Raw genomic sequence first — 21,348 nt, forward strand, 5'->3', positions numbered from 1 at the left:
AAAGACCCCTATATAAAAGAGACAATACCATGGCAAAACGCTTAGAAAATAGTTTTCAGTTTTTAGATGTGCCAAGGCTTGAGCCGATCAAAAAAGACATCGCCACGCGTTCAACAGAGTTTGTTGAAATTTATCAGCCGTTTGAAAGTGAATCAGTCGCTCAGCAATCGCATCGCTGTTTAGAATGTGGCAATCCGTATTGTGAGTGGAAATGCCCTGTACATAATTACATTCCTAATTGGTTAAAACTAGCCGCTGAGGGTCAAATTTTCCAAGCGGCAGAATTGTGTCATCAAACCAATACTTTGCCTGAAGTCTGCGGACGTGTGTGCCCGCAAGACCGCTTGTGTGAAGGCTCTTGCACACTTAATGACGGCTTTGGTGCCGTGACGATTGGCAATGTCGAGAAGTATATTAATGATACCGCTTTTGCCCTTGGCTGGCGTCCTGATATGTCTAAGGTCATTTGGACAGACAAGAAGGTTGCCATCATTGGAGCAGGACCTGCAGGGCTTGGCTGTGCAGATATCTTGGTCAGAAATGGCGTCAAACCCGTTATCTTTGATAAACGTCCAGAGATTGGTGGTTTGTTAACTTTCGGTATTCCAGAGTTCAAAATGGAAAAAGACGTCATGCGTAATCGACGTGTCATCTTTGAAGGCATGGGCATGGAATTCCGCCTCGAGACAGAAATTGGTACTGATGTCAGTATTGATGAGCTGCTCGGTGAGTATGATGCTGTATTTATGGGTATGGGTACTTATACTTATATGCGTGGCGGCTTTGCTGGTGAAGAGTTGGAGGGTGTGTATGACGCTCTGGATTATTTGATTGCCAACGTCAATCGCTGTAATGATTGGGAAAAAGACTCAGGCGAGTATATCGACCTAAAAGGCAAAAAAGTCGTGGTGTTGGGTGGTGGCGATACCGCGATGGACTGTAATCGTACCAGTATTCGTCAAGGTGCTGAGCAAGTATTCTGTGCTTATCGCCGTGATGAGGAAAATATGCCAGGCTCACGTCGTGAAGTGGTAAATGCACGCGAGGAGGGAGTTGAGTTCTTATTTAACCGCCAACCGACTGAAATAATTGGCTTAAACGGTAAGGTCAATGCGGTAAAAGTAGTAACGACGCACCTGGGCGCACCAGACGAAAACGGTCGTCAGTATCCTGAGCCAATTGCCAACTCAGAAGAGATTATACCTTGTGATGCAGTGATTATGGCATTTGGTTTCCGTCCAAGCCCTGCGGATTGGTTTGACGCGCAGCAGATTTCTATGGACAAATCTGGTCGAGTATTGGCAGCGGAAAAACAAACCTTTAAGTTCCAAACCAATAACCCTAAGATCTTTGCAGGCGGCGATATGGTACGTGGCTCTGATTTGGTGGTCACTGCCATTTGGGAAGGTCGTGAAGCGGCTGAAGGGATTTTAGATTATTTAGAAGTGTAGTAATTAGCCTGATTGACACCCAAATGCTCACTTAACCTTACCTTTTTCTGGTGATGTGCGAGCTTGTTTTGACACTTAACGTCTTTTATCTTTTAATAGGTAAAAGGCGTTATTTTTATACTTTTTTTAATTCTAATTCTCATTAATGATAAGAGATGTGCTGCGTGAAGCCGACTTTTTTACAACGATTTACCGCTCCTGTGATAGAGCCATACGCTCGCTATCAGCATGCTGATGTGCTGCATGCTATACGTTTGGGCGTGGCAGTTATACTCGCTTTATTAGTCAATAAAGTCACCAATTTTCCACATGGAGAATGGACGACTATCACTGTTTTTATTATTCTAGGATTGCTACAGTATCAAGGTGCAATCTATACTAAGGCTAAAGAGCGAGTACTTGGCACGTTACTGGGTATTGGTACTGCGCTTGGGATTTTATGGTTTAGTCAAGGTGTAGGGACATGGTTGTGGGTAGATTATGTCATCATTGGACTGATGAGTGGTATTATTGGCTATCTGGCGATTAGGAATCTTGGCTACACAGGGTTATTGACTGGTATAACCATGTTGATGATTGTCTCAGATCTGGGTCAAAGCACTATCGGTCAAGATGGTATCTACCGTGCCCTCAATATTTTACTTGGTACAGGGCTTGCCGTTGCAGCGACATTGATTTTGCCATTGAAGTCCACATTGATGTGGCGATTCTTACTGGCTAGTAACCTCGATGCTTGTAGTAATCTTTATGCTAGGGTAGGCAATCATATCGATACTGCTGAAGAATTGATTGATGGTGATGTTCAGTACGTCAATCCAACAATCTTTGCCGTACCTGTTAACAAAGCCTTAGTGATAGAGCTACAGCAGATCAATAAAAGACTCTTAGCGGTACGCCCCCATTTGGCAGCAACAACGAGCGAGTCTGGTATCGATGAAGAGACAATTGAGAGTATTCAACGTACCCACCGAAATATTATTGGTACGATTGATCTGCTGCTAACGGCAGCACCGCGCTTAGCCAGTATCGAGATTGATGAGGATAATCATATCCTGCTCATACATTATCAGCACGAATTAACCCAAGTGATGCAACATATGGCAGCAGTGTTGCGTAGCCCAAGTGATGAGGTGTTTCGTCCTATTACGCGTATTACCTTATCAGAATATCCAAGCGTAGAAAATTTAGGCTTTGAATGGCAGGGCTACTTTTGGTTGACACAAACTTTACAAGTGCAATTACAGCAGCTCAGTGACTTATTACAAGAGACTAAGCCGCAGTGGTTTGCGGCTTCTGGTCTGCGCTACCAGCGCCGTGAACAACGACGTATAGAGGAGCATGGCGGTGAAACAGATTTGCATTTATAAATAAAAAACGCTGACTCTATAAAGTCAGCGTTTTTTTACAATCATAATTATTAAAAACGGCTATCAAAAATCGGCCATTAATAAACAACGATTAACGACCGGTTTTTAGCTTATCCCAATACTGTTGATACACCTGCAATGCTTCATCACCAACATCTTCTTGGAATTCAGCTTTTGCCAATACGTCTTTACTAGGGTAGATGGTTGGATTATTTTTGACGTCATCTGGCATCATTTCACGTGCCGCACTATTAGGCGACGCATAACCTATCTCTTCACTAACAATTTTGGAGTTCTCAGGACGTAGCAGATAGTCTATAAACTTGTGGGCTGCATCGACTTGCGTGGCGTTTTTAGGAATGACAAAATTGTCCATCCATAATATCGCACCTTCGGTTGGGTATTTATACACCAAACTGGTCAGACCTTCACTATTGGCGATGATAGCTTCCCCATTCCACGTCATACCGACGCTGGTTTCACCTTCCATATATGGCATACGTGAAGCATCTGAGTTAAAGGTTTTTACATTCGGCATCAAGGTCGTGAGCTTCTCATAAGCGGCTTTAATTTCGTCAGGATTTCTACTGTTGCCAGAGTAGCCTAAGGTTAATAGCGCCATGCCAAACACTTCGCGCATATCATTCATCAGCATCACTTGACCTTTATACTCAGGACGCCATAGGTCATTCCAACTATTGACCGTGGCTGGATCAATCGTCTCGCCATTGATAGCAAGACCAGTGCTGCCCCACATATAAGGAATCGAGTATTTGTTTTCTGGGTCAACCTTGGTATTGGTAAAAGAAGTGTCAAGGTTTTTAAAATTGCTCAATTTAGACTTATCAAGCTCTTGTAGCAGACCTTCTTTTGCCATTTTTTCGACATAATACGTCGATGGAATCGCCAAGTCGTATTGGCTAGAATCATCAAGCAGCTTTAGCTTGGCATACATGGCTTCATTAGAGTCAAAGGTGGTGTAATTGACTTTGATACCGGTCTCTTCAGTAAAGCCGTCAAGTATTTCTTGCGGCATATACTCTGACCAGTTATAAAGGTTCAACGTGACATCGCTGGTAGCAGAACTATCGATAGGCGTGTTATCAGATTTGCTACAGCTGGTAATAGAGAGCCCGATGGCGGCACAGAGCAATGCTTTAGGCAGTATTTTGATAGAGGCGCGAGTAGACCAATTGGATGAAGATAAATGGGACAAAATGTCTCTCCTAAATTAGGGCAAAAGGTGAAAAGCGGGCGCATGATCCTTCATAAAATTAATTCATTATACGGTTATGATCATGGTAAGTCGAAATTTATAGGGCAGTGATTTAACTGAGTTCAGCACTAGCCAATGCTAGGAGTACTGCTCATGAAATGATAGCAATCAATCATGCTATGATAAGCGTGACTTGGTCTTTAGCCAAAGCTCTTTAAGTATAGTCATACTCTAACCATAACATAATAATAAAGGATACAACATCATGGCTCAAACCGTTATTCCGGCACTTCTTACTGATAAAGTTGCTATCGTCACAGGCGCCAGTCGTGGTCTCGGTGCTCAAATCGCCATGCAGATGGCAGCGGCAGGCGCGAGCGTTTGCGTGAATTATTTGCATAGTAAAGAGGCGGCTGAAAAAGTGGTTGCTGATATCGAAGCAGAAGGCGGGCGTGCTTTTACTTATCAAGGGGATGTAACTGATTTAACACAAATGCAAGCAATGGCAGCGGCAGTCATAGAACGTTTTGGGCGTATTGATATATTGGTCAACAATGCCTTGCCGAGCTATCAGTTTAACCCGAGTGCTGATTACACCAGTATTGAGACTGTGAAATGGGCACATTTTTCTCAGCAAATTGACGGCATTGTCCAAGGTGCCGTCAATACAGTACAAGCGGTATTACCGCAAATGAAAACTCAGCAGATGGGTAAGATCATCAATATCTCAACCAACTTGGTTTATAATCCGGTCGTCACTTATTACGACTATACGACGGCAAAATCAGCGCTTATTGGTCTAACACGTAATCTAGCAGCGGAGCTTGGGCAATATGGTATTCGTGTGAACTTGCTGGCAGGTGGACTATTAAAAACGACTGACGCTAGTAAATTAACCACTGAAGAAGTGTTTGATTATATCGCAACGACGACACCACTTCGTCAAGCGACCTCAGTTGCCGACTTTGCAAATTCAGTACTATTGATGGCTTCTGACTTAAGCTCAGCTATTACTGGTCAATCTATTGCCGTTGATGGCGGTTTAACGATGCCTTAATAATGGCATTATTGACTAAATAAATTGACTTGATTGTACAAGAGAGACGAGATGACGAACCGTAAAATCGCTGGCATTATTACTGCTATTATAGGACTGTGCGCCATCATCGCTTTTTTCAATGATGGTATGAACACGTCCTTGTTAAGCTGGCCATGGGAAGCTTATCTTGGCGTGGCATTCACTATTGGCTGGTTGACCAATTTACCCACTTTTTTGGCTTATTTAATCGCTGCATTGATCTTTGTTTTGATCGCTGTCGCACTTTATAAAATAGGTAGTTGGCTTTATGGATTAGTATTTAAACGCAGTTAAATGTAGTGATAGATCAGATGAATGGTCTGCCTATTTGCAGACCATTCATCTGCTTGACTAAACTCCCTATTCAAGCCCACACTGTCACGATGCTATATGCAAATGATCGAGTACCGCTTGTATTCCATATTCTTCAATTGTCCCAGTGACAAAATCCGCACGCGCGATCAGTTCAGGCTTTGCATCGCCCATTGCCACCGCATAGCCGACCAAATCAAACATCTCTAAATCATTTAGCCCATCACCAAATGCCATACAATCCTTTGCGTCAATATCGTAATGCAGGCATAAATCGATGATACCGCGTGCTTTAGATGCCTCGATTGGTAATATATCTGCGCCAATATGATGCCAATGCACCAGTTTTAAATCATCTTGGGCAAAGTCAACTTCCTGCATTTTCTCTTCTTGAGTGTTAAAGAATACCGAGCATTGATAAACCGTATTTGCCTTATGATAATCTGGGTCAAGGATAGAATTAGGCGTTATCGCATTGTATTCACGCAGGCGCGCGTTTTCATGTGACCATGCAATATGCGTTGCGGAGTCAAATTTGTGGATGAGTTCACTTTTTTGGCATAGCATTACAATCTTGTTGGTCTGCGTATCGGTTAATGGATAATGACTAATCATGCCCTCTTTATTAAAGCTATATTGTCCATTCATACAGATAATGGCATCCAATACATCAGCGTCAAGTAACGCTAAGATATCCGCAGGCAATATCGCTTTGGATCGTCCGGTTGAAATCACCAGTTTAATATCAGTCTTAGCGAGCGCTTCAAGCGTTGCTTGATTGTGCGCGGCGATAATGCCGTTACGACTTAATGTGTCGTCAATATCAAAAAATATGATTTTGGGGGTGGGGGTTTTATTATTCATAGTGGCTTTGAAAGTCCTATTTTTATCTACAATCAAGATAATTATTTTTTATTAAAATTATTAATTTTTGGTAAATGACTCAATGAGTTTTTGGGGACTTAAAATACCCATTTTCATAAACCCTGAAATGAGTTTGAAAACCATTTCTTTATCTTCTTTTGCTGCATCTAGTACACTTATTACCATTGGGTTTTGATCACCTAAATGTAATGCGATCATTTTCATTAATGCATTAAACATAGGCTCGGAGTCTACAATGGCATGAATAATATCATTCATACCTTCTTCTTGCTTTTTCATAACTTCATTTTCGTGACCATATTGAGGAAAATTAAATTTACTAGTTTTCGCATGGACTAAAACATGATTATCAGGTTTAGCTGGATTAGCGTCATACCATGCAAATTTTTCCTTCAAACCAGCAACTAAGCTACTTAAACCTTCTGTTGTATTACTATATTCTATGTATCTTTCATGAGATACATCAAACGGTGCATGACTATTAACATCTTTATCTTTAATTAATATCGTACCCAAATTGCAACAGTGTCTAATACCTAACTCGTAATAAACGTTAGGATTTGGATAAGTAATATCTACTATTACAAAGTCAGAAAAAAGTAATCTTGTAAGAATGTCAGTAGTTATTGTGCCTTGATCATTTACTTCATCTGCTCTTATTATTTCAATATTAGGTCTAGCTTCTAGCACAGCTTTTTTTATCAAGTTTTCATATTTTGACTTCAGTTTTTCAGAACTGATGTGATGCTCTCCAATTTTTTGTTCGCTAATAGCCATTACTACAAAACAGTCATTCGCCATACGTAATTCCTTAAATAATTAATTTAGATCACACATTAGATTTAGGTAGTTAAAAATTATAGATATATACTAAAGTTAGCTATTTAGAATTAAAAAGTTGATGAACATATAATTACTCAACCAACCTCAACACTCGTCACATTCTGAAAGCCCCTTGGTAGCTGACCACCACGACTGCCACGTTTAGCAGTATAGTTTGCTAAGTCCATTGGCTTTAAGGTCACATGACGCTTGCCAGCAGTAATGACTAAGCTGTCCTGCTTACTGAGTGGCGTGATGGTAAGCACTTCCTCATCACCTTTTAGGTTAATCATCTTATTACCCTTGCCGCGAGCCTGTTCAGGCAAATCATCAAGCGCAAATATCAATAAATAGCCAGCATTGGTGACCACAGCGATATGATCGAGAGTAGAGCTATTTTCGCTAGCAGGGATGCCATTATTCTCAGCGCCTACCATCAAATTAGCTTGAGCATCAATACGTGCGATAGGTAACAGACGGCTATTAACCGCTAGATTGATAATATTTTTACCGGCTTTTTGATTGCTATCTAGATTACCAATGGTGTTAATAAAACCATAGCCTTGCGAGCTGGCTAAAATAATACGCTGGTCATTGTCGCCGGTTAGTAATTGCTCAAAAGTTGCCCCTGCTGGCGGTTTTAAGACGCTGGTCAGCGGATCACCTTGACCACGAGCAGAAGCGAGGCTATGCGCATCGATACTATAGCTGCGTCCGGTACTATCGAGCACGTAGATCTTCTCATTAGATTTAGCGCGAACGTGGGCTTGGTAGCTGTCACCTGAGCGATAAGCCATGCCAGCAGCATCGACGTCATGACCTTTAGCCGCGCGTATCCAGCCGGCTTTCGATAGGATAGCGGTGACAGGCTCGCTTGGTACGAGGTCAGATTCTTTGAGCGCTTGCGCTTCTTCGCGTTCTGCCAATTGCGATACGCGCTCGTTGCCGTGTTCTTTCATGTCGGCGGTGAGCTCATCAATCATTAGATTGGTCAGGCTATCTGGATTGTCTAAGTATTCTTGAATGATGGCGCGTTCAGCAGCGAGATCATCTTGCTCGCGGCGCAGCTCAATCTCTTCGAGTTTAGCTAACTGACGCAAACGAATATCCAAGATAGCATTGGCTTGTATCTCAGTCAGGTCATAATCTTGCATTAATGATAATTTTGGGTCTTCTTCTTCACGAATGATGCGAATAACTTCATCGATATTCAGATAAGCAATCAGCAAACCTGCGAGGATATGTAAGCGCTTATCAATTTTATCGAGGCGATATTGCAAGCGGCGCGTGACCACTGAGCGGCGACAGATGAGCCATTCTTCAAGGATTTCTTTGAGGTTTTTGACCTGCGGTTTACCATTTAGGCCAATCATATTCATATTGACGCGGTAATTGCTTTCAAGGTCAGTGCTGGCAAATAGATGACTCATGACGCGCTGCACGTCGACGCGGGTAGATTTTAGCTCTAAGACGATACGGCAGGCATTTTCGTGATCTGACTCATCATGAATATCAACAATCCAAGGCAGCTTCTTATCGGTCATCAGCTTGGCGATTTGCTCTTGAATTTTATTGCCTGAGACTTGGTAAGGAAGGGCATTGATGATAACAAGATTTTTCTCTTTCGGGTCAATATGAAAGGTCGCCCGCATTTTATAGCTGCCACGTCCAGTCTCATACATCGCTTGCAAGTCTTTTTTGCTGGTGATGATCTCAGCTGGGGTTGGCAAATCAGGCGCTGGTATTGACTGCGTAAGCTGCTTAACCGACAGCTCAGGGTTTTTGAGTAGACGAATCGCCGCGCGTACCACCTCATTCAGGTTATGCGGCGGAATATCCGTTGCCATACCGACGGCGATACCAGTTGTGCCATTTAATAAAATATTGGGCAGGCGGGCAGGTAGGGTGGTTGGCTCCAACATCGTACCATCGAAGTTATCTTGCCAATCAACAGTACCTTGACCAAGTTCCGCAAGCAAGGTATTGGCATAAGCAGACATTTTGGCTTCGGTATAACGCATGGCGGCAAAGGACTTGGGGTCATCAGGGCTACCCCAGTTACCTTGACCAGTGATCAGCGGATAGCGATAGCTGAAAGGCTGTGCCATCAGTACCATGGCTTCATAACAAGCGCTGTCGCCATGCGGATGATATTTACCCAATACGTCACCGACTGTACGCGCAGATTTTTTCGCCTTCGCTGTCGATTTTAGCCCAAGCTCGCTCATGGCATAAACAATACGGCGCTGGACAGGCTTTAGACCATCAGCAATATTTGGCAGCGCCCGATCCATGATGACGTACATGGCATAATTAAGATAGGCTTGCTCAGCGAACTCTGCCACTGAGCGCGTATCCATTGGTTCATTTGCAAGGATTGGGTCAAGCGTGTGATCGATAACATCGGACATAAAATAGGGTTCACTTATCAGTTTTAATAGGTATAAAAAATCGGTGCAATCGTGCAAATAGGATAGTGCTATCCTAAAGGATATTGGTGCAATTAAAAAGCCACTACTCAGTATAAACGACAGTGCATGACGTGCTTAAGCTAATGGTCTTATTAAGCATGATGATCCTGTAATGTTTTGGTCGATAGTTTTTAAAAAATAAGATGAGTGTCGTTCATGTTACTTTTTCTTATCCTCTTACTTATCACATTAACGTTTTCACCCATATAGCCTTAATAATGCTCATAATCATAAAATCGATGCAGGCAAGCGGTGTACAGGCTAAGCACTTATCGTTTTGCTCAATGTCACTTCCAGATTTTAATGGATTCTATCTAAGAATAGATAATAAATACTTATCAACAAAAAGTGGGTTAATTCCTAAAAATCCTAATTAACTCACTGATATAAATGTAAATATTGACCGTCAAGTTACTTTACGAACTCAAGTAGCATTTTTTTGTATTGAGTAGTTTGTATAAAGTGTGTATGTTAAACAATAAAGGGCTATTTACCGCTAAATTGTTGACTCATCACAATATCTTTGCACCGCCAGCCTTGCTTGCCATCACTGTGGTGAGCTTGCACACCGAGTTTTTGTACGTTTATCACATTGTGATAATTATGGGTTTACAGTAGCGCATTATTTATTAGGAGAAGTAAGATTATGGAAAATCAAGGTAACCAGATCCGTCGTAACGATAAAGTATGGGTAAAAACTTATGAAAAGCTTGGTATTCAATATGATATTGATATGCCAGCCGCTAATACTTCTTTAATCGATATATTTGAACGGAATTTTGTTAAACATGCTGGTAAAACAGCGTTTGTGTGTATGGACGTCAAGCTTTCCTACGAAGATTTAGATCGCTATAGCAAACAAATTGCTGCCTACTTGCAGTCACTTGGGCTGAAAAAAGGCGATAAAGTTGGCGTTATGATGCCAAATATTTTGCAGCTACCAGTTGCAGTATTGGGTGTGCTGCGTGCGGGTATGACCTTGGTCAACGTCAATCCGCTTTATACTTCAAAAGAGCTTGAGCATCAGCTAACAGACTCTGATACCAAAGCCTTATTTATTTTAGAGAACTTTGCCAAAACCTATGAAGAGATTGGTAAAGACTTGGTTGACCATGTCGTCGTAACCTCGATGGGCGACTTGATGAGCCCGTTGAAAGGCTTTATTGTCAATATGGTCGTGCGCCATGTGAAAAAACTGGTACCTGATTATAACCTTAAAAGCAGCACTAACTTTAAAACGGCACTGAATCGCTTTCCGGCGAAAAATTATAAACGTCCAGATAATATCTGCCTTGATGATATTGCTGTTCTGCAATATACCGGTGGTACTACAGGTGTGGCCAAAGGCGCGATGCTTACCCATGGCAACTTAGTTGCCAACCTGATTCAGTGTGATACCTATCTTGGTGACGCTTTCGATAAATTTGACGGTATGGCTGAGCAACCCGTTATCATGACGGCATTGCCGCTGTATCATATCTTCTCATTTACCGTTTGTGGCATGTTCGGCTTATATCGCGGCTGTATCGGTCTACTGGTACCGAATCCACGTGATGGTGCAAGCTTAATCAAGGCTTATAAAGATTACCCACCTGCATTTTTCCCAGCAGTTAATACCCTGTTTAATGCATTGGCGAACAGTGAGGTATTTAAAGCCTTAGATCATAGCAAGCTTGAGATGTCTATGGGCGGTGGCATGGCGGTTCTAAAAGATACTGCTGAGAAATGGCAAAAAATTACTGGTAACGTGATTGTACAAGGTTATGGTCTGTCAGAGACTTCTCCGGTTGCGTCTGCAAACCCACAGGGTAATGGCGAATTCTCAGGCAATATCGGTCTGCCGATGCCAGCGACTGACATGGCTATCTTGGATGAAGAAGGCAATGAAGTAGCCCTTGGTGAGCGCGGTGAGATTTGTGTTCGTGGTCCGCAAGTGATGAAAGGCTACTGGAAACGTGATGATGCTACGGCTGAAGTCATGACGTCTGACGGTTATTTCCGTACCGGTGATATCGGTGTAATGGACGAAGAAGGCTATTTTAAAATCGTTGATCGTAAGAAAAACATGATTTTGGTATCAGGCTTTAACGTGTATCCAAACGAAGTAGAAGATGTGATGTCAGCCCATCCAAAGATTTTGGAATGTGGTGTCATCGGTGTCGAAGACGAAAAAAGTGGCGAAGTACCGAAGATTTATGTGGTGCGTAGTGATGACAGCTTGACGAAAGAAGAAGTGCTTGCCTATAGCAAAGAAAACCTAACCGGTTATAAGCGTCCGCGTTACGTTGAGTTCATCGATGAGTTGCCAAAATCGAACGTCGGTAAGATTTTACATAAAGATCTACGCGTACTTGAAGAAAAGAACCACGGTTAGAATATTTACCATCAAGTTCAAAGCGCTTTTCATCTGCGTTCATCTTTATCTATTAGTAAGAAGCAGGGATGAAAACCGCTTAATAGTTGATGTGGCAGTTAGTAGAAACAGCCAGTAAAAATAGCTATGATATATTGTTGTAAAAGATGGTTATCAATGATGATAAGGTCGCTTATATAGGGCCTTATCATTTTTTTGTTTTCCTATTATGATTTGGTGGTATTCATAGAGAATTCTCCATAAAGCTGATATAGTCCGTATCGATATTTTTTGCACTTAACGATAAAAGTGTAGATTTTTTAGCCCAGAGCTTTCACAGAATGATCACTATAAAGCACTGTAGCTGTGTTAGCTTTAACGGTTTTATAGTAAATAATAGAGTGGAGTGTGAAGGTGATAATTTTGATTTAAAAGATTTGTGAATGATAAGATCTGTTTGCTTATGAGCGAAAAGACTTCTTATTCACAAGTTTTTGATTTTGCAAATGAGTGACTAATGACCACGGTGATTTAATTAGACATATTCTATATTTTAACGGCCACATTTAAGGAAAATTATGACTGATAATATCAATAAAGAGATGACAGACCATAAAGCTGCGAACAATACTCAATCAAAGGCTGGAACTAACGCGTTTCCTACTATGCCGACGATAGCGAGTGACAGTCCATGGTTAAGTGCTTATGAGCGCTATGGCATTAATGCTACCATTGAGATGCCAGATGACAGTACCTCTTTACTTGATGTGTTCGAGCGTAATTTCAGCCGTTATGGACAGAAAACCGCCTATATCTGCATGGGTGCTTCTATTACCTTTAAGCAATTGGATTTATACAGTCGTCAAATTGCCAGTTATTTACAGTCATTAGGGCTCGTAAAGGGTGATAAAGTCGGTGTCATGATGCCCAATATCTTGCAGTATCCTGTGGTGGCTTTGGGTATCATTCGCGCAGGTATGGTGCTGGTCAATGTCAATCCTTTGTATACCAGCCGCGAGTTATCGCATCAGCTGCATGACAGTGGCACCAAAGCATTATTCATCGTCGAAAACTTTGCAAAAACTTATCAAGATGCGCAAGATAAGGGTCAAGTGAAGCATGTCATCGTCTGTAAAATTGGCGATATGTTAGGTACGATCAAAGGACCCGTGGTCAATCTGGTCGCCCGCCATGTCAAAAAAATGATTCCCGCGTATCGTTTGCCAGAGAGCACGAGCTTTAAGCAGGCATTAAGTGCCGTATCAGCTAGCAAATATAAGCGTCCTGATTTGAACTTAAGCGATGTGGCATTATTGCAATATACCGGTGGTACGACTGGGGTAGCTAAGGGTGCGATGCTGTCTCATGGTAACTTAATCGCCAATATGTTACAGATTAGCGCGCTCATGGACAGCGCTTTTGAAGAGGATATAGACGCTACTGATGTGCTTTTGACCGCACTACCGCTATACCATGTGTTCTCGTTTATGGTTTGCGGGATGTATAGCATGTACCAAGGTTGTGCTGGTTTGCTGATTCCAAATCCGCGTGATCTTGATGGTTTGATTAAAGAGATGGGCAAATATAAACCGGCCTTTATCCCTGCAGTAAATACTTTGTTTAACGGCTTGGTACATAAAGAAAGTTTTGCAGATTTGGATTTCTCTAGTTTAAAAGCCTCTATCGGTGGCGGTATGTCGGTACTACCAAGTGTGGCAAAAGAGTGGCATAAAATCACTGGTCTGCCTATCGTTGAAGGCTATGGCTTGTCTGAAACCTCACCAGTAGTTGCCTTTAACCCAATGACTATTGCTGAATTTACCGGGAAGATTGGTATCCCTGCCCCTAGTACCGATGTCATTTTGATTGACGATGATGAAAACATGGTGGCTATCGGTGAGCGTGGTGAAATCTGTGTCAAAGGTCCACAAGTCATGATTGGCTATCAAAACCGTCCTGAAGAAACGGCTGAAAGCTTTACTGCCAGTGGTCATCTTAAAACAGGCGATATCGGCATTATGGACGAAAAAGGCTTTATCAAAATTGTTGACCGCAAAAAAGACATGATTTTGGTTTCTGGTTTTAATGTCTATCCAAATGAAATCGAAGAAGCCATGAGCGAGCATCCAGGGATAGTAGAGTGCGGCGCGATCGGGATTCCAAATGATGATCGCGGCGAAGACCCAAAGCTGTATGTGGTCAAAAAAGGTAATGTGACCGAGCAAGAGCTGCTTGATTTTGGCAAAAAACAACTGACCGGCTATAAGCGTCCACGTCATATTCAATTCGTTGACGAATTACCAAAATCAAACGTGGGCAAAATCCTGCGTAAAGAATTGCGTAAGATGGAAGGTTTAGAATAACTTTTACAGCTATTTTTAATCAAGACAGCGGTGCGATAGCTTGTGTGAATCTTGCTATTGCACCGTTGTCACGTTAGGATAACCTAACATTTAGCCCTGCTAGAGCATTCAGCTGTCATTTATTTTAATAAATAAATTTGCTGGAAATACTGATTGGCTAACCACATAACCATAAATTTAAATCTAAACCTCTTATTTTATAACACTGCTTTTACAACTTCGTACTAGGGAATTTTATGCGTATTGACAACCGTGAGCTTAATCAACTTCGCTCAATCAGCTTTGAGCGCCATTACACTAAGCATGCTGAAGGGTCAGTATTGGTCAGCTTTGGCGACACCAAAGTACTGTGCACCGCAAGTGTAGAGTCTGGCGTACCGCGTTGGCTCAAGGGCAAAGGCAAAGGCTGGATCACGGCTGAGTATGGCATGTTGCCACGCGCGACCAATACTCGTAATCAACGTGAAGCGGCTCGCGGTAAGCAATCAGGTCGTACTCAAGAAATTCAGCGTTTAATCGGCCGTAGTTTACGCGCCATGATTGATTTGAGTAAGCTTGGTGAAAATACCATTTACCTAGATTGTGATGTCTTACAAGCGGATGGTGGTACTCGTACTGCTAGTGTGACCGGTGCCGCGATTGCCCTTATCGATGCCTTAGAGAGCATTCAAAAAACTAAGAAACTAAAAGCGGATCCATTGATTGGTTTGGTTGCTGCCGTTTCTGTTGGTATGAAAGATGGTAAAGCGTACTTAGATTTAAACTACGAAGAAGATGCCAGCTGTGATACGGATTTGAACGTGGTGATGACCCAAAAAGGCGAGTTCATTGAGCTACAAGGGACGGCGGAAGAAAAGCCATTTACTCGTGCTCAAGCTGACGATATGCTTATTCTAGCCGAAAAAGGTATCGCTGAGCTGATTGCTATGCAAAAAACCGCCTTAGGTTGGTAGTCATATAAGACCGCAATACGGCTTACTATTGATATTTTTATAATACTTTCACTGCTTTTCTATAGGTAAACGTGCATGCTTAAGCTGACTGATGACGGCGCCAAAATTACCTTACAAGGACAGCCCCAAGCATTAGACAATGGGCTGTTTTGGTTTGGTGCGGCGTTATTGGTAGGTGCAGTATGCGTCGCGCTGGCAATGAGTCTGTTGCCGGTACGATGGTCAATTGGTGCGCTTGCACTGCTAATTATCGGTAGCTTCTTTTTTAATCGGCAGCGCCAACAGCATAAAAAAGCGACAGCAGGTAATATTAGTAGCGGCATCTTATGGGTGCGTGCTGGTGAGCTGGTACATGACAACCAAGGCAAGCGTATGCCTATTCAGCTAACTGACAGCGATATGATAAGTCTAGTAGGCGAGCAATTAGAGATTACTGATGGCGACTCTAGACGTAAATATTGTATTAGTGGCTTTGATAATATCCAAGAAGCCACTGCTACCAAAGCCATTCTACAAGGTCAAACACTGACCAAACGTCATGTTAATATCAAAATGAGCAGCGATTAAGACCTTTATTATTAAAGGTTTTTTTAATGTTAAAGTTTTTTAACCCGCTCATCTTGCCTCGTTTGTGCACCGCTTATCCTTATATTTATACCTTTTATCGTTTATTTAAGCGTGATAAGGCTTGCAGAATCCTGTCCAAATGGTTTATAAGTAAGATTGAAAAAATCTCATCATACTTATAATGAATACGGTTATCGCTACTATGGTTATTGATACTATATTGACAAGGAGCTAGTCATGTCGCGTTTGTCCATTTGGTCAATCACAACGTCGTGCAGTGCATTATTACTTACTCTCGGTGCAGTCGGTCAAGTTCACGCCGATAGTATGAGCAGCTTGATTGCTCAAAAATCTTCTCTAACTGATTATAGCGCCCGCTATACACCATCGTACCCCGCTATCCCTGCTGCTAAAATCAGTACGCGATCCACTATCCAACGTGCTGGTACTTCTAATAGTTATCGTTTAAATACAAGTAATACACAACCAAGTTATTCTAATAGTAGCTATGCTAATAAAACCTACTCTAACCAAAATGCTTATGTTAGCAACAACCAAACTAATTATCGCTATCCTGAAGTACAACGCCAAGCATCAACAGTTCTGCCCGCATTTTTATCAGGCAACTATGACAATGTTGATAGCGAGTATCTACCGTTACTCAGCAATGCCGAAACGCAAAGTAGTCTGGCTGCCCGTGAAGTAATTAGCACTGCCCGTAAAATGGCGCTGAACGAGCGTACGATTATTCAAGGCGGCTGCTGGGATTATCTGAATGCAGTATTTAAACGAGCAGGGGTGACGCGCGATACCATCCATAAAGGCACCTATGGTCAAGGTCCTTATGCCAATAGTGGTGAAATCGAAGTTGGTGACTGGCTCTACTATATCAATCATGGTTATAACGGTGTCGAGCACAGCGGATTGTTTGTCGGCTGGGTTGATGAGCAAGCAAAGCAAGCGCTGATATTAAGCTATGCTGGTGAAAGCCGCCGTGAGCCTGCGCGCTATCGTGTTTATGATTTGAGCAATGTCTATCAAATTATGCGCCCGAACGTTTAATATAGACCTTCTTAATCTAGTTTATTCAAACATAAAAAAGCGTCCCTCACTTCATCAAGTGAGGGACGCTTTTTTATTAAGCATTGCCTATACTAGAGCAAATTTTAGAACGGTTTAACCACCACTAGAATCACAATAATGACTAAAGCAAAGACGGGTACTTCATTAAACCAGCGCCAAAATACATGCGACTTATATTGCGGGTTATCGACCAGCTTTTTACGATAAAAACCACAAGCGCCATGATAAGCGGATAATAGAATAACTAGAAAGATCTTTACGTGTAGCCAGCCTTGGGTTTTATAGACGTCCCAACCCAAAAACACCATCCATAACCCAAAAGCCCACGTCGCTATCATAGCTGGCGTCATGATGCCGCGATAGAGCTTGCGCTCCATGATAGTAAAGCGCTCTTGACTGATCTTATCATCGCTCATTGCATGATAGACAAATAGGCGCGGCAAGTAGAAAATCGCTGCAAACCAGCACACCACGGATATAATGTGTGCCGCTTTAATCCAATTAAAATAATCTGCCATGCTGAAGTCTCTTTGGTTATTTTAAGCAATGATAAACGCGGGCAAGCTTAGCGCAGATTATCTGATAATGGTAGCGTTAAGCCAAAACTACTTGTGATTGATGACCGCTCATAGCATCCATGACAGGCACTTGCTTTGGTGCGCGAGGAGCGGCAAACTGCTTGGTTAAGCCAAGCTCGCGCATGAGTCTATCATCGCCTGATTGACTGGCGTTACCCGTGGTCAGCAGTTTGTCACCATAAAAGAATGAGTTGGCACCTGCCATAAATGCTAATGCTTGCTCAGCGTCAGATAAGCTTTCGCGACCAGCAGATAAACGTACATAGCTACTTGGACAGCAAATACGTGTCACAGCAATGGTACGAATCCACTCAAGCACTGACAATTGACCTTCTGCCAAGACCTTATCACCGATTGGCGTGCCCTGAATCGGCACCAATAAGTTGACTGGAATAGACTCTGGTGCTTTAGGCATTTTTAGTAGCTCGTGCACCCAGTCAATGCGGTCGTCACGGCTCTCACCCATACCGACGATATTGCCACTACAGACGTTGATACCTGAGTTGCGTACGTTTGTAATGGTATCTAGACGCTCATCGTAGCTGCGCGTACTAACTACTTGCTCATAGTAGCTTCTAGACGTATCCAAATTATGATTGTAGTAATCCAGTCCTGCGTCTGCCAGTTGCGCGGCCTGGTCAGTATCTAGCATACCTAGAGTCATACAGGTCTCAAGCCCTAAGGCTTTGACTTCTTTGACCAGCTCGACCACATAAGGCATGTCTTTGGCACTAGGGTGCTTCCATGCTGCGCCCATACAAAATCGTGATGAACCAGTGGCTTTTGCGCGTTTGGCAGCGGCAATCACCTTGTCTACCTCTATGCGCTTCTCAGCGACCAGTTTGGTTTTATCGCGGTGGTGACCGGATTGTGAGCAGTAGCCACAATCTTCAGGGCAGTTGCCAGTCTTGATAGACAACAAGGTGCTGATTTGTACTTCATTGGCATTGAAGTTCTGACGATGTATGGTTTGCGCTTGTAATAATAAATCCATCAATGGCAAATCGAACAATTGGGCAATTTGCTCGCGACTGTATTTGCTGGCAGTGGCTTGTATGGCATCGGTCGGTAGTGATGCTAAAAAATCGTTGTCATTGCTATTAGCGTTGTTATTTGGCTCTGTGATATTAAGCAGTGCTGACATAATATAAATCCTTTTATAAAGATATTAAGCATGGTCATAGAAGATAAACATCGGATGTCGCTCATCTGTTTTAATTTTTTAGTAGTACGATCTACAATAAAAAAGGTTGCGCTATAGTATAGCGCAACCTTTTTAGAAAATCAGAAACTAGCGAAGCCGTCATTCAGCTATCAGTAACAGCTAGCTAGCTACGGCTTCTGATTATTCGATTATTTACCCAACTTGTGCTTAGCAACGCCAACCCAATGGTTGGCAAGTTTTTGTGCTTTATAAGCATATGGCTTGGCTTTTTGGATATAAGGTTTACATTCTTCTGGAATGGCTGGCACGATATGCTTAGCAAGTTTATTGAACCACATCATTAGGCTGTAATCGCCTTCGATGCTTAAGTTGCCTTCTTGTACGGCAGTCATAAAGGCAGGAAGGCTGCCTTTAGTTAAAAGCTTAACGCCTGTCATAGAGTCTTTAAAATTGATAGTCAGGTCAGCTTCTTTAGCATGACCACTATGTTGGCTAAATTCACCATTATCAAAGCTATAATAACGTGCCACATCGGCTTCAGTGCTAGCAAGCTCAATGATAACCTTGCGATCTGCAAGTATTTTTTTAACATCTTCATTATCGCTATCAGCTAGCATAGACAAACGATAACCAATCACGGCTAATAAAACATCTAATGGATCAGACTTAATATCCAAAACCGGTACAGTAAACATAGACAAACTCCTAAAAAATGAGACGCAAATAATGCGTACTTTATAACAATTTTTGTGACAAATATATAAGTAGATTATAAACGATTGCTAGGTGTCAATTCTTTAGGAGTTACGTAGAGAGCCTTAAGTATCTTGTAACATTCGATGACAGCAATATGATAACGCAGGGTTTAATGAAAGCGTGGCTGATAGTCGTCGTCATAGACGGGTGTATGCTCAATATAGCGCGCTGCTTGTAGCTCACGCTCTTGTACCATACCGCGACTGACATCCTCATAACGTAACGCTCGATATAAGACCCATGCGCCCAAAGGCAGCCAACTGATACCCATAGCAATTACATAATTGTGCCATTCTGACCATAAGAACCAATGTGTCACTAAACTATGAATCATTTCTACGGCTAACCAGTATCCCATGCCGCCAAACAAATACCAAAGCAACCAGCGCTGTGATGACACAGCAATGGCAACAACTGCGATTAAAAATAAACCATAGCCCAATATGGCACTTGTACTCAACGCCTCGCTACCAAATGTAGAAAATATTGTTAATAACATTGTTCATCTCGCTCTTCATAAGGTGAATTCCAACAAGGCTATTATGGAAGTTTGTAGCAGAAAGCTAAAGCCTCTGAAGGCGACTTTGCGACAACAGCTGACGTTTGATTTTTTAAAAGTGTTTAGCAAAATAAATGGCAAATCTCACAGTTTTAGACAACAAAAAAACGCCTTAATATGGGCGCTTTTTTTGATGGTAAGATTTAATATAGTGAGTTCAATATAGAAGAGTTATGTTAAGAATAGCATTATGCTGGTATAAATTTCTCTCGCTTGCTGTGCGCTTTGCACTCCAGAGGCTTCGCAAAATTTATCCCAGCAGTACTGTATTCTTTTTAAATTGAATCGACTATAGCAAGAGTAGACAGGTATTAAGGGCGAGGACTACGGCGACCCCAAAGCGATAAGGCAGTCACTAGAATGGCACCTAACAGCATCAAGATCAAGGTCGTTAACCACTCTGCGCCGGTAGGGTAATGCCATGGCATGACGTTATAAATTGCTTCACTATTTAATGTCCCTAGGGCATCTGTTTTCCAAGGCCATACTTTGACCAACGAGCCAGCGATAAAGCCAATAAGCAGCGCTAAAGTTGCTTGATAATAACGGGACAATAACCATTTGAGCATACGGGTAAAGAGCAATAATCCCGTTGCCATACCAGCCACCAATGTAAAGATAATAGCAAAGTTTAAAGTATGAACCGCTTCGAGTACCGTGTCATAAGCACCCATCAACAATAAAATAAAAGATCCTGAAATGCCTGGTAATATCATCGCGCAAATAGCGATGGCACCGGCAACAAACAAATACGGCAAACTTGGCGTCGTATTCATCAGAGGCAAGCTGCTAATGATAACGGCGCTGGCTACTCCAAGTAGGAATAAGAGCGCCCGTCCGATATTCCAGCGCTTAATCTCACTTAATAACAGAAAAACAGTTGCAATGACCAAACCAAAAAAGAATGACCAAATCATTAAAGGCTGATTGTCTAATAAATGCTTAATAACACCGGCAAGCGTTGCAAGGCTGGTGGCAATACCCATCAACAAAAACAATAAAAAAGTGGCATCGACTTGTCGCCATACTGCGATTAAACCTTTGATACCACCCTCTTGGCGAAAGACCTGCCAAAGATTGGGACCCACACTGCTCAAAGCGTTAATTAAGCGCTCATAAATACCTGCAATCAATGCAATCGTACCGCCAGAGACGCCCGGTACAATGTCAGCCGCGCCCATTGCCAACCCTCGCACATAGACACCCAGTAATTCCTTGGGGCTATTTTTATAAATCGGGCTGCTTTCGTCAGCCGCAGGTTGGTTATCTAACTGGGTGGAAGATGACTGGGCATCTGGCCGTGGTGATTGTGATGCCGTCATGGACAATCCTTTTTATTGGACAAGATAAAGTTACTGGATAAGATAAA

18 protein-coding genes are annotated in these 21,348 nt (G+C 42.3%); 9 read left to right on the top strand and 9 right to left on the bottom strand.

Annotation, left to right across the window (positions count from 1 at the left end; all coding sequences use genetic code 11):
• Positions 1–29: 29 nt before the first annotated feature.
• Positions 30–1,451, top strand: a complete 1,422-nt coding sequence (locus tag H0262_RS02805) for a glutamate synthase subunit beta (RefSeq protein WP_011514477.1) — start codon at positions 30–32, stop codon at positions 1,449–1,451.
• Positions 1,452–1,606: 155 nt separating this feature from the next.
• Positions 1,607–2,818 (top strand): FUSC family protein, encoded by a 1,212-nt coding sequence (locus tag H0262_RS02810; protein WP_181209619.1) that lies wholly within the window; start codon positions 1,607–1,609, stop codon positions 2,816–2,818.
• Positions 2,819–2,909: 91 nt separating this feature from the next.
• Here the strand turns inward: H0262_RS02810 and H0262_RS02815 are convergent, their stop codons facing one another.
• Positions 2,910–4,034: a PotD/PotF family extracellular solute-binding protein gene (locus H0262_RS02815; RefSeq protein WP_181209620.1), complete on the bottom strand. Its 1,125-nt coding sequence runs from the start codon at positions 4,032–4,034 to the stop codon at positions 2,910–2,912.
• Positions 4,035–4,299: 265 nt separating this feature from the next.
• Here H0262_RS02815 and H0262_RS02820 point away from each other — a divergent pair, with 265 nt between their 5' ends.
• Together H0262_RS02820 and H0262_RS02825 are read left to right on the top strand one after the other, a co-directional pair.
• A complete protein-coding gene (locus H0262_RS02820; protein WP_181209621.1) occupies positions 4,300–5,091 on the top strand; it encodes a 3-oxoacyl-ACP reductase in 792 nt (263 codons plus the stop codon).
• A 51-nt stretch (positions 5,092–5,142) separates the two neighbouring features.
• The gene (locus tag H0262_RS02825) at positions 5,143–5,406 is read left to right on the top strand and encodes a hypothetical protein (protein WP_149409397.1); all 264 of its coding nucleotides are present in this window, start codon (positions 5,143–5,145) and stop codon (positions 5,404–5,406) included.
• 84 nt (positions 5,407–5,490) lie between these two features.
• Here H0262_RS02825 and H0262_RS02830 read toward each other — a convergent pair whose 3' ends face one another.
• From H0262_RS02830 to parC, 3 genes are all read right to left on the bottom strand, one after another.
• On the bottom strand, positions 5,491–6,288 hold the full coding sequence (locus H0262_RS02830; RefSeq protein ID WP_181209622.1) for a Cof-type HAD-IIB family hydrolase: 798 nt from the start codon (positions 6,286–6,288) through the stop codon (positions 5,491–5,493).
• A gap of 60 nt (positions 6,289–6,348) precedes the next feature.
• Positions 6,349–7,110 carry a hypothetical protein gene (locus H0262_RS02835; protein ID WP_181209623.1) on the bottom strand — a complete coding sequence of 254 codons (762 nt, stop codon included), beginning with the start codon at positions 7,108–7,110 and terminating at the stop codon, positions 6,349–6,351.
• Between the two features lie 116 nt (positions 7,111–7,226).
• Positions 7,227–9,542: a DNA topoisomerase IV subunit A gene (gene parC / locus H0262_RS02840; protein ID WP_181209624.1), complete on the bottom strand. Its 2,316-nt coding sequence runs from the start codon at positions 9,540–9,542 to the stop codon at positions 7,227–7,229.
• Positions 9,543–10,248: 706 nt separating this feature from the next.
• Between parC and H0262_RS02845 the strand changes: the two genes are divergently transcribed.
• From H0262_RS02845 to H0262_RS02865, 5 genes are all read left to right on the top strand, one after another.
• Positions 10,249–11,976 carry an AMP-binding protein gene (locus tag H0262_RS02845; RefSeq protein WP_133104795.1) on the top strand — a complete coding sequence of 576 codons (1,728 nt, stop codon included), beginning with the start codon at positions 10,249–10,251 and terminating at the stop codon, positions 11,974–11,976.
• A 557-nt stretch (positions 11,977–12,533) separates the two neighbouring features.
• Positions 12,534–14,318, top strand: coding sequence for an AMP-binding protein (locus tag H0262_RS02850; protein WP_181209625.1), 1,785 nt, complete (start codon positions 12,534–12,536; stop codon positions 14,316–14,318).
• Positions 14,319–14,554: 236 nt separating this feature from the next.
• Positions 14,555–15,271 carry a ribonuclease PH gene (gene rph, locus H0262_RS02855; RefSeq protein WP_011514467.1) on the top strand — a complete coding sequence of 239 codons (717 nt, stop codon included), beginning with the start codon at positions 14,555–14,557 and terminating at the stop codon, positions 15,269–15,271.
• Positions 15,272–15,346: 75 nt separating this feature from the next.
• Complete coding sequence (locus tag H0262_RS02860; protein ID WP_011514466.1) at positions 15,347–15,838, top strand: hypothetical protein; 492 nt, start codon at positions 15,347–15,349, stop codon at positions 15,836–15,838.
• Between the two features lie 237 nt (positions 15,839–16,075).
• Positions 16,076–16,900, top strand: a complete 825-nt coding sequence (locus H0262_RS02865) for a hypothetical protein (RefSeq protein WP_181209626.1) — start codon at positions 16,076–16,078, stop codon at positions 16,898–16,900.
• Positions 16,901–17,004: 104 nt separating this feature from the next.
• Here H0262_RS02865 and hemJ read toward each other — a convergent pair whose 3' ends face one another.
• From hemJ to H0262_RS02890, 5 genes are all read right to left on the bottom strand, one after another.
• Complete coding sequence (gene hemJ, locus H0262_RS02870) at positions 17,005–17,439, bottom strand: protoporphyrinogen oxidase HemJ (RefSeq protein ID WP_011514464.1); 435 nt, start codon at positions 17,437–17,439, stop codon at positions 17,005–17,007.
• 76 nt (positions 17,440–17,515) lie between these two features.
• The gene (bioB, locus tag H0262_RS02875; RefSeq protein ID WP_181209627.1) at positions 17,516–18,643 is read right to left on the bottom strand and encodes a biotin synthase BioB; all 1,128 of its coding nucleotides are present in this window, start codon (positions 18,641–18,643) and stop codon (positions 17,516–17,518) included.
• Between the two features lie 209 nt (positions 18,644–18,852).
• Entirely contained in the window at positions 18,853–19,359 is a 507-nt protein-coding gene (locus H0262_RS02880) for a hypothetical protein (protein WP_011514462.1), read from the bottom strand.
• Positions 19,360–19,529: 170 nt separating this feature from the next.
• Positions 19,530–19,919 carry an AciT family ciprofloxacin tolerance protein gene (gene aciT / locus H0262_RS02885; RefSeq protein ID WP_181209628.1) on the bottom strand — a complete coding sequence of 130 codons (390 nt, stop codon included), beginning with the start codon at positions 19,917–19,919 and terminating at the stop codon, positions 19,530–19,532.
• A 371-nt stretch (positions 19,920–20,290) separates the two neighbouring features.
• Positions 20,291–21,301 carry a DUF368 domain-containing protein gene (locus H0262_RS02890; RefSeq protein ID WP_181209629.1) on the bottom strand — a complete coding sequence of 337 codons (1,011 nt, stop codon included), beginning with the start codon at positions 21,299–21,301 and terminating at the stop codon, positions 20,291–20,293.
• Positions 21,302–21,348: the final 47 nt, after the last annotated feature.

The organism is Psychrobacter sp. D2, from assembly GCF_013608135.1.
GTDB classification, from domain to species: Bacteria; Pseudomonadota; Gammaproteobacteria; order Pseudomonadales; family Moraxellaceae; genus Psychrobacter; species Psychrobacter cryohalolentis.

Excerpts from the sequence above, each read along its gene's own strand:
- H0262_RS02805 (WP_011514477.1), top strand. The coding sequence starts at position 30 with ATGGCAAAACGCTTAGAAAATAGTTTTCAGTTTTTAGATGTGCCAAGG.
- H0262_RS02860 (WP_011514466.1), top strand. The coding sequence starts at position 15,347 with ATGCTTAAGCTGACTGATGACGGCGCCAAAATTACCTTACAAGGACAG.
- H0262_RS02850 (WP_181209625.1), top strand. The coding sequence starts at position 12,534 with ATGACTGATAATATCAATAAAGAGATGACAGACCATAAAGCTGCGAAC.
- H0262_RS02865 (WP_181209626.1), top strand. The coding sequence starts at position 16,076 with ATGTCGCGTTTGTCCATTTGGTCAATCACAACGTCGTGCAGTGCATTA.
- H0262_RS02820 (WP_181209621.1), top strand. The coding sequence starts at position 4,300 with ATGGCTCAAACCGTTATTCCGGCACTTCTTACTGATAAAGTTGCTATC.
- parC (WP_181209624.1), bottom strand. The coding sequence starts at position 9,542 with ATGTCCGATGTTATCGATCACACGCTTGACCCAATCCTTGCAAATGAA.
- H0262_RS02845 (WP_133104795.1), top strand. The coding sequence starts at position 10,249 with ATGGAAAATCAAGGTAACCAGATCCGTCGTAACGATAAAGTATGGGTA.
- aciT (WP_181209628.1), bottom strand. The coding sequence starts at position 19,919 with ATGTTATTAACAATATTTTCTACATTTGGTAGCGAGGCGTTGAGTACA.
- bioB (WP_181209627.1), bottom strand. The coding sequence starts at position 18,643 with ATGTCAGCACTGCTTAATATCACAGAGCCAAATAACAACGCTAATAGC.
- H0262_RS02825 (WP_149409397.1), top strand. The coding sequence starts at position 5,143 with ATGACGAACCGTAAAATCGCTGGCATTATTACTGCTATTATAGGACTG.
- H0262_RS02890 (WP_181209629.1), bottom strand. The coding sequence starts at position 21,301 with ATGACGGCATCACAATCACCACGGCCAGATGCCCAGTCATCTTCCACC.
- H0262_RS02880 (WP_011514462.1), bottom strand. The coding sequence starts at position 19,359 with ATGTTTACTGTACCGGTTTTGGATATTAAGTCTGATCCATTAGATGTT.
- H0262_RS02830 (WP_181209622.1), bottom strand. The coding sequence starts at position 6,288 with ATGAATAATAAAACCCCCACCCCCAAAATCATATTTTTTGATATTGAC.
- H0262_RS02835 (WP_181209623.1), bottom strand. The coding sequence starts at position 7,110 with ATGGCGAATGACTGTTTTGTAGTAATGGCTATTAGCGAACAAAAAATT.
- rph (WP_011514467.1), top strand. The coding sequence starts at position 14,555 with ATGCGTATTGACAACCGTGAGCTTAATCAACTTCGCTCAATCAGCTTT.
- hemJ (WP_011514464.1), bottom strand. The coding sequence starts at position 17,439 with ATGGCAGATTATTTTAATTGGATTAAAGCGGCACACATTATATCCGTG.
- H0262_RS02810 (WP_181209619.1), top strand. The coding sequence starts at position 1,607 with ATGTGCTGCGTGAAGCCGACTTTTTTACAACGATTTACCGCTCCTGTG.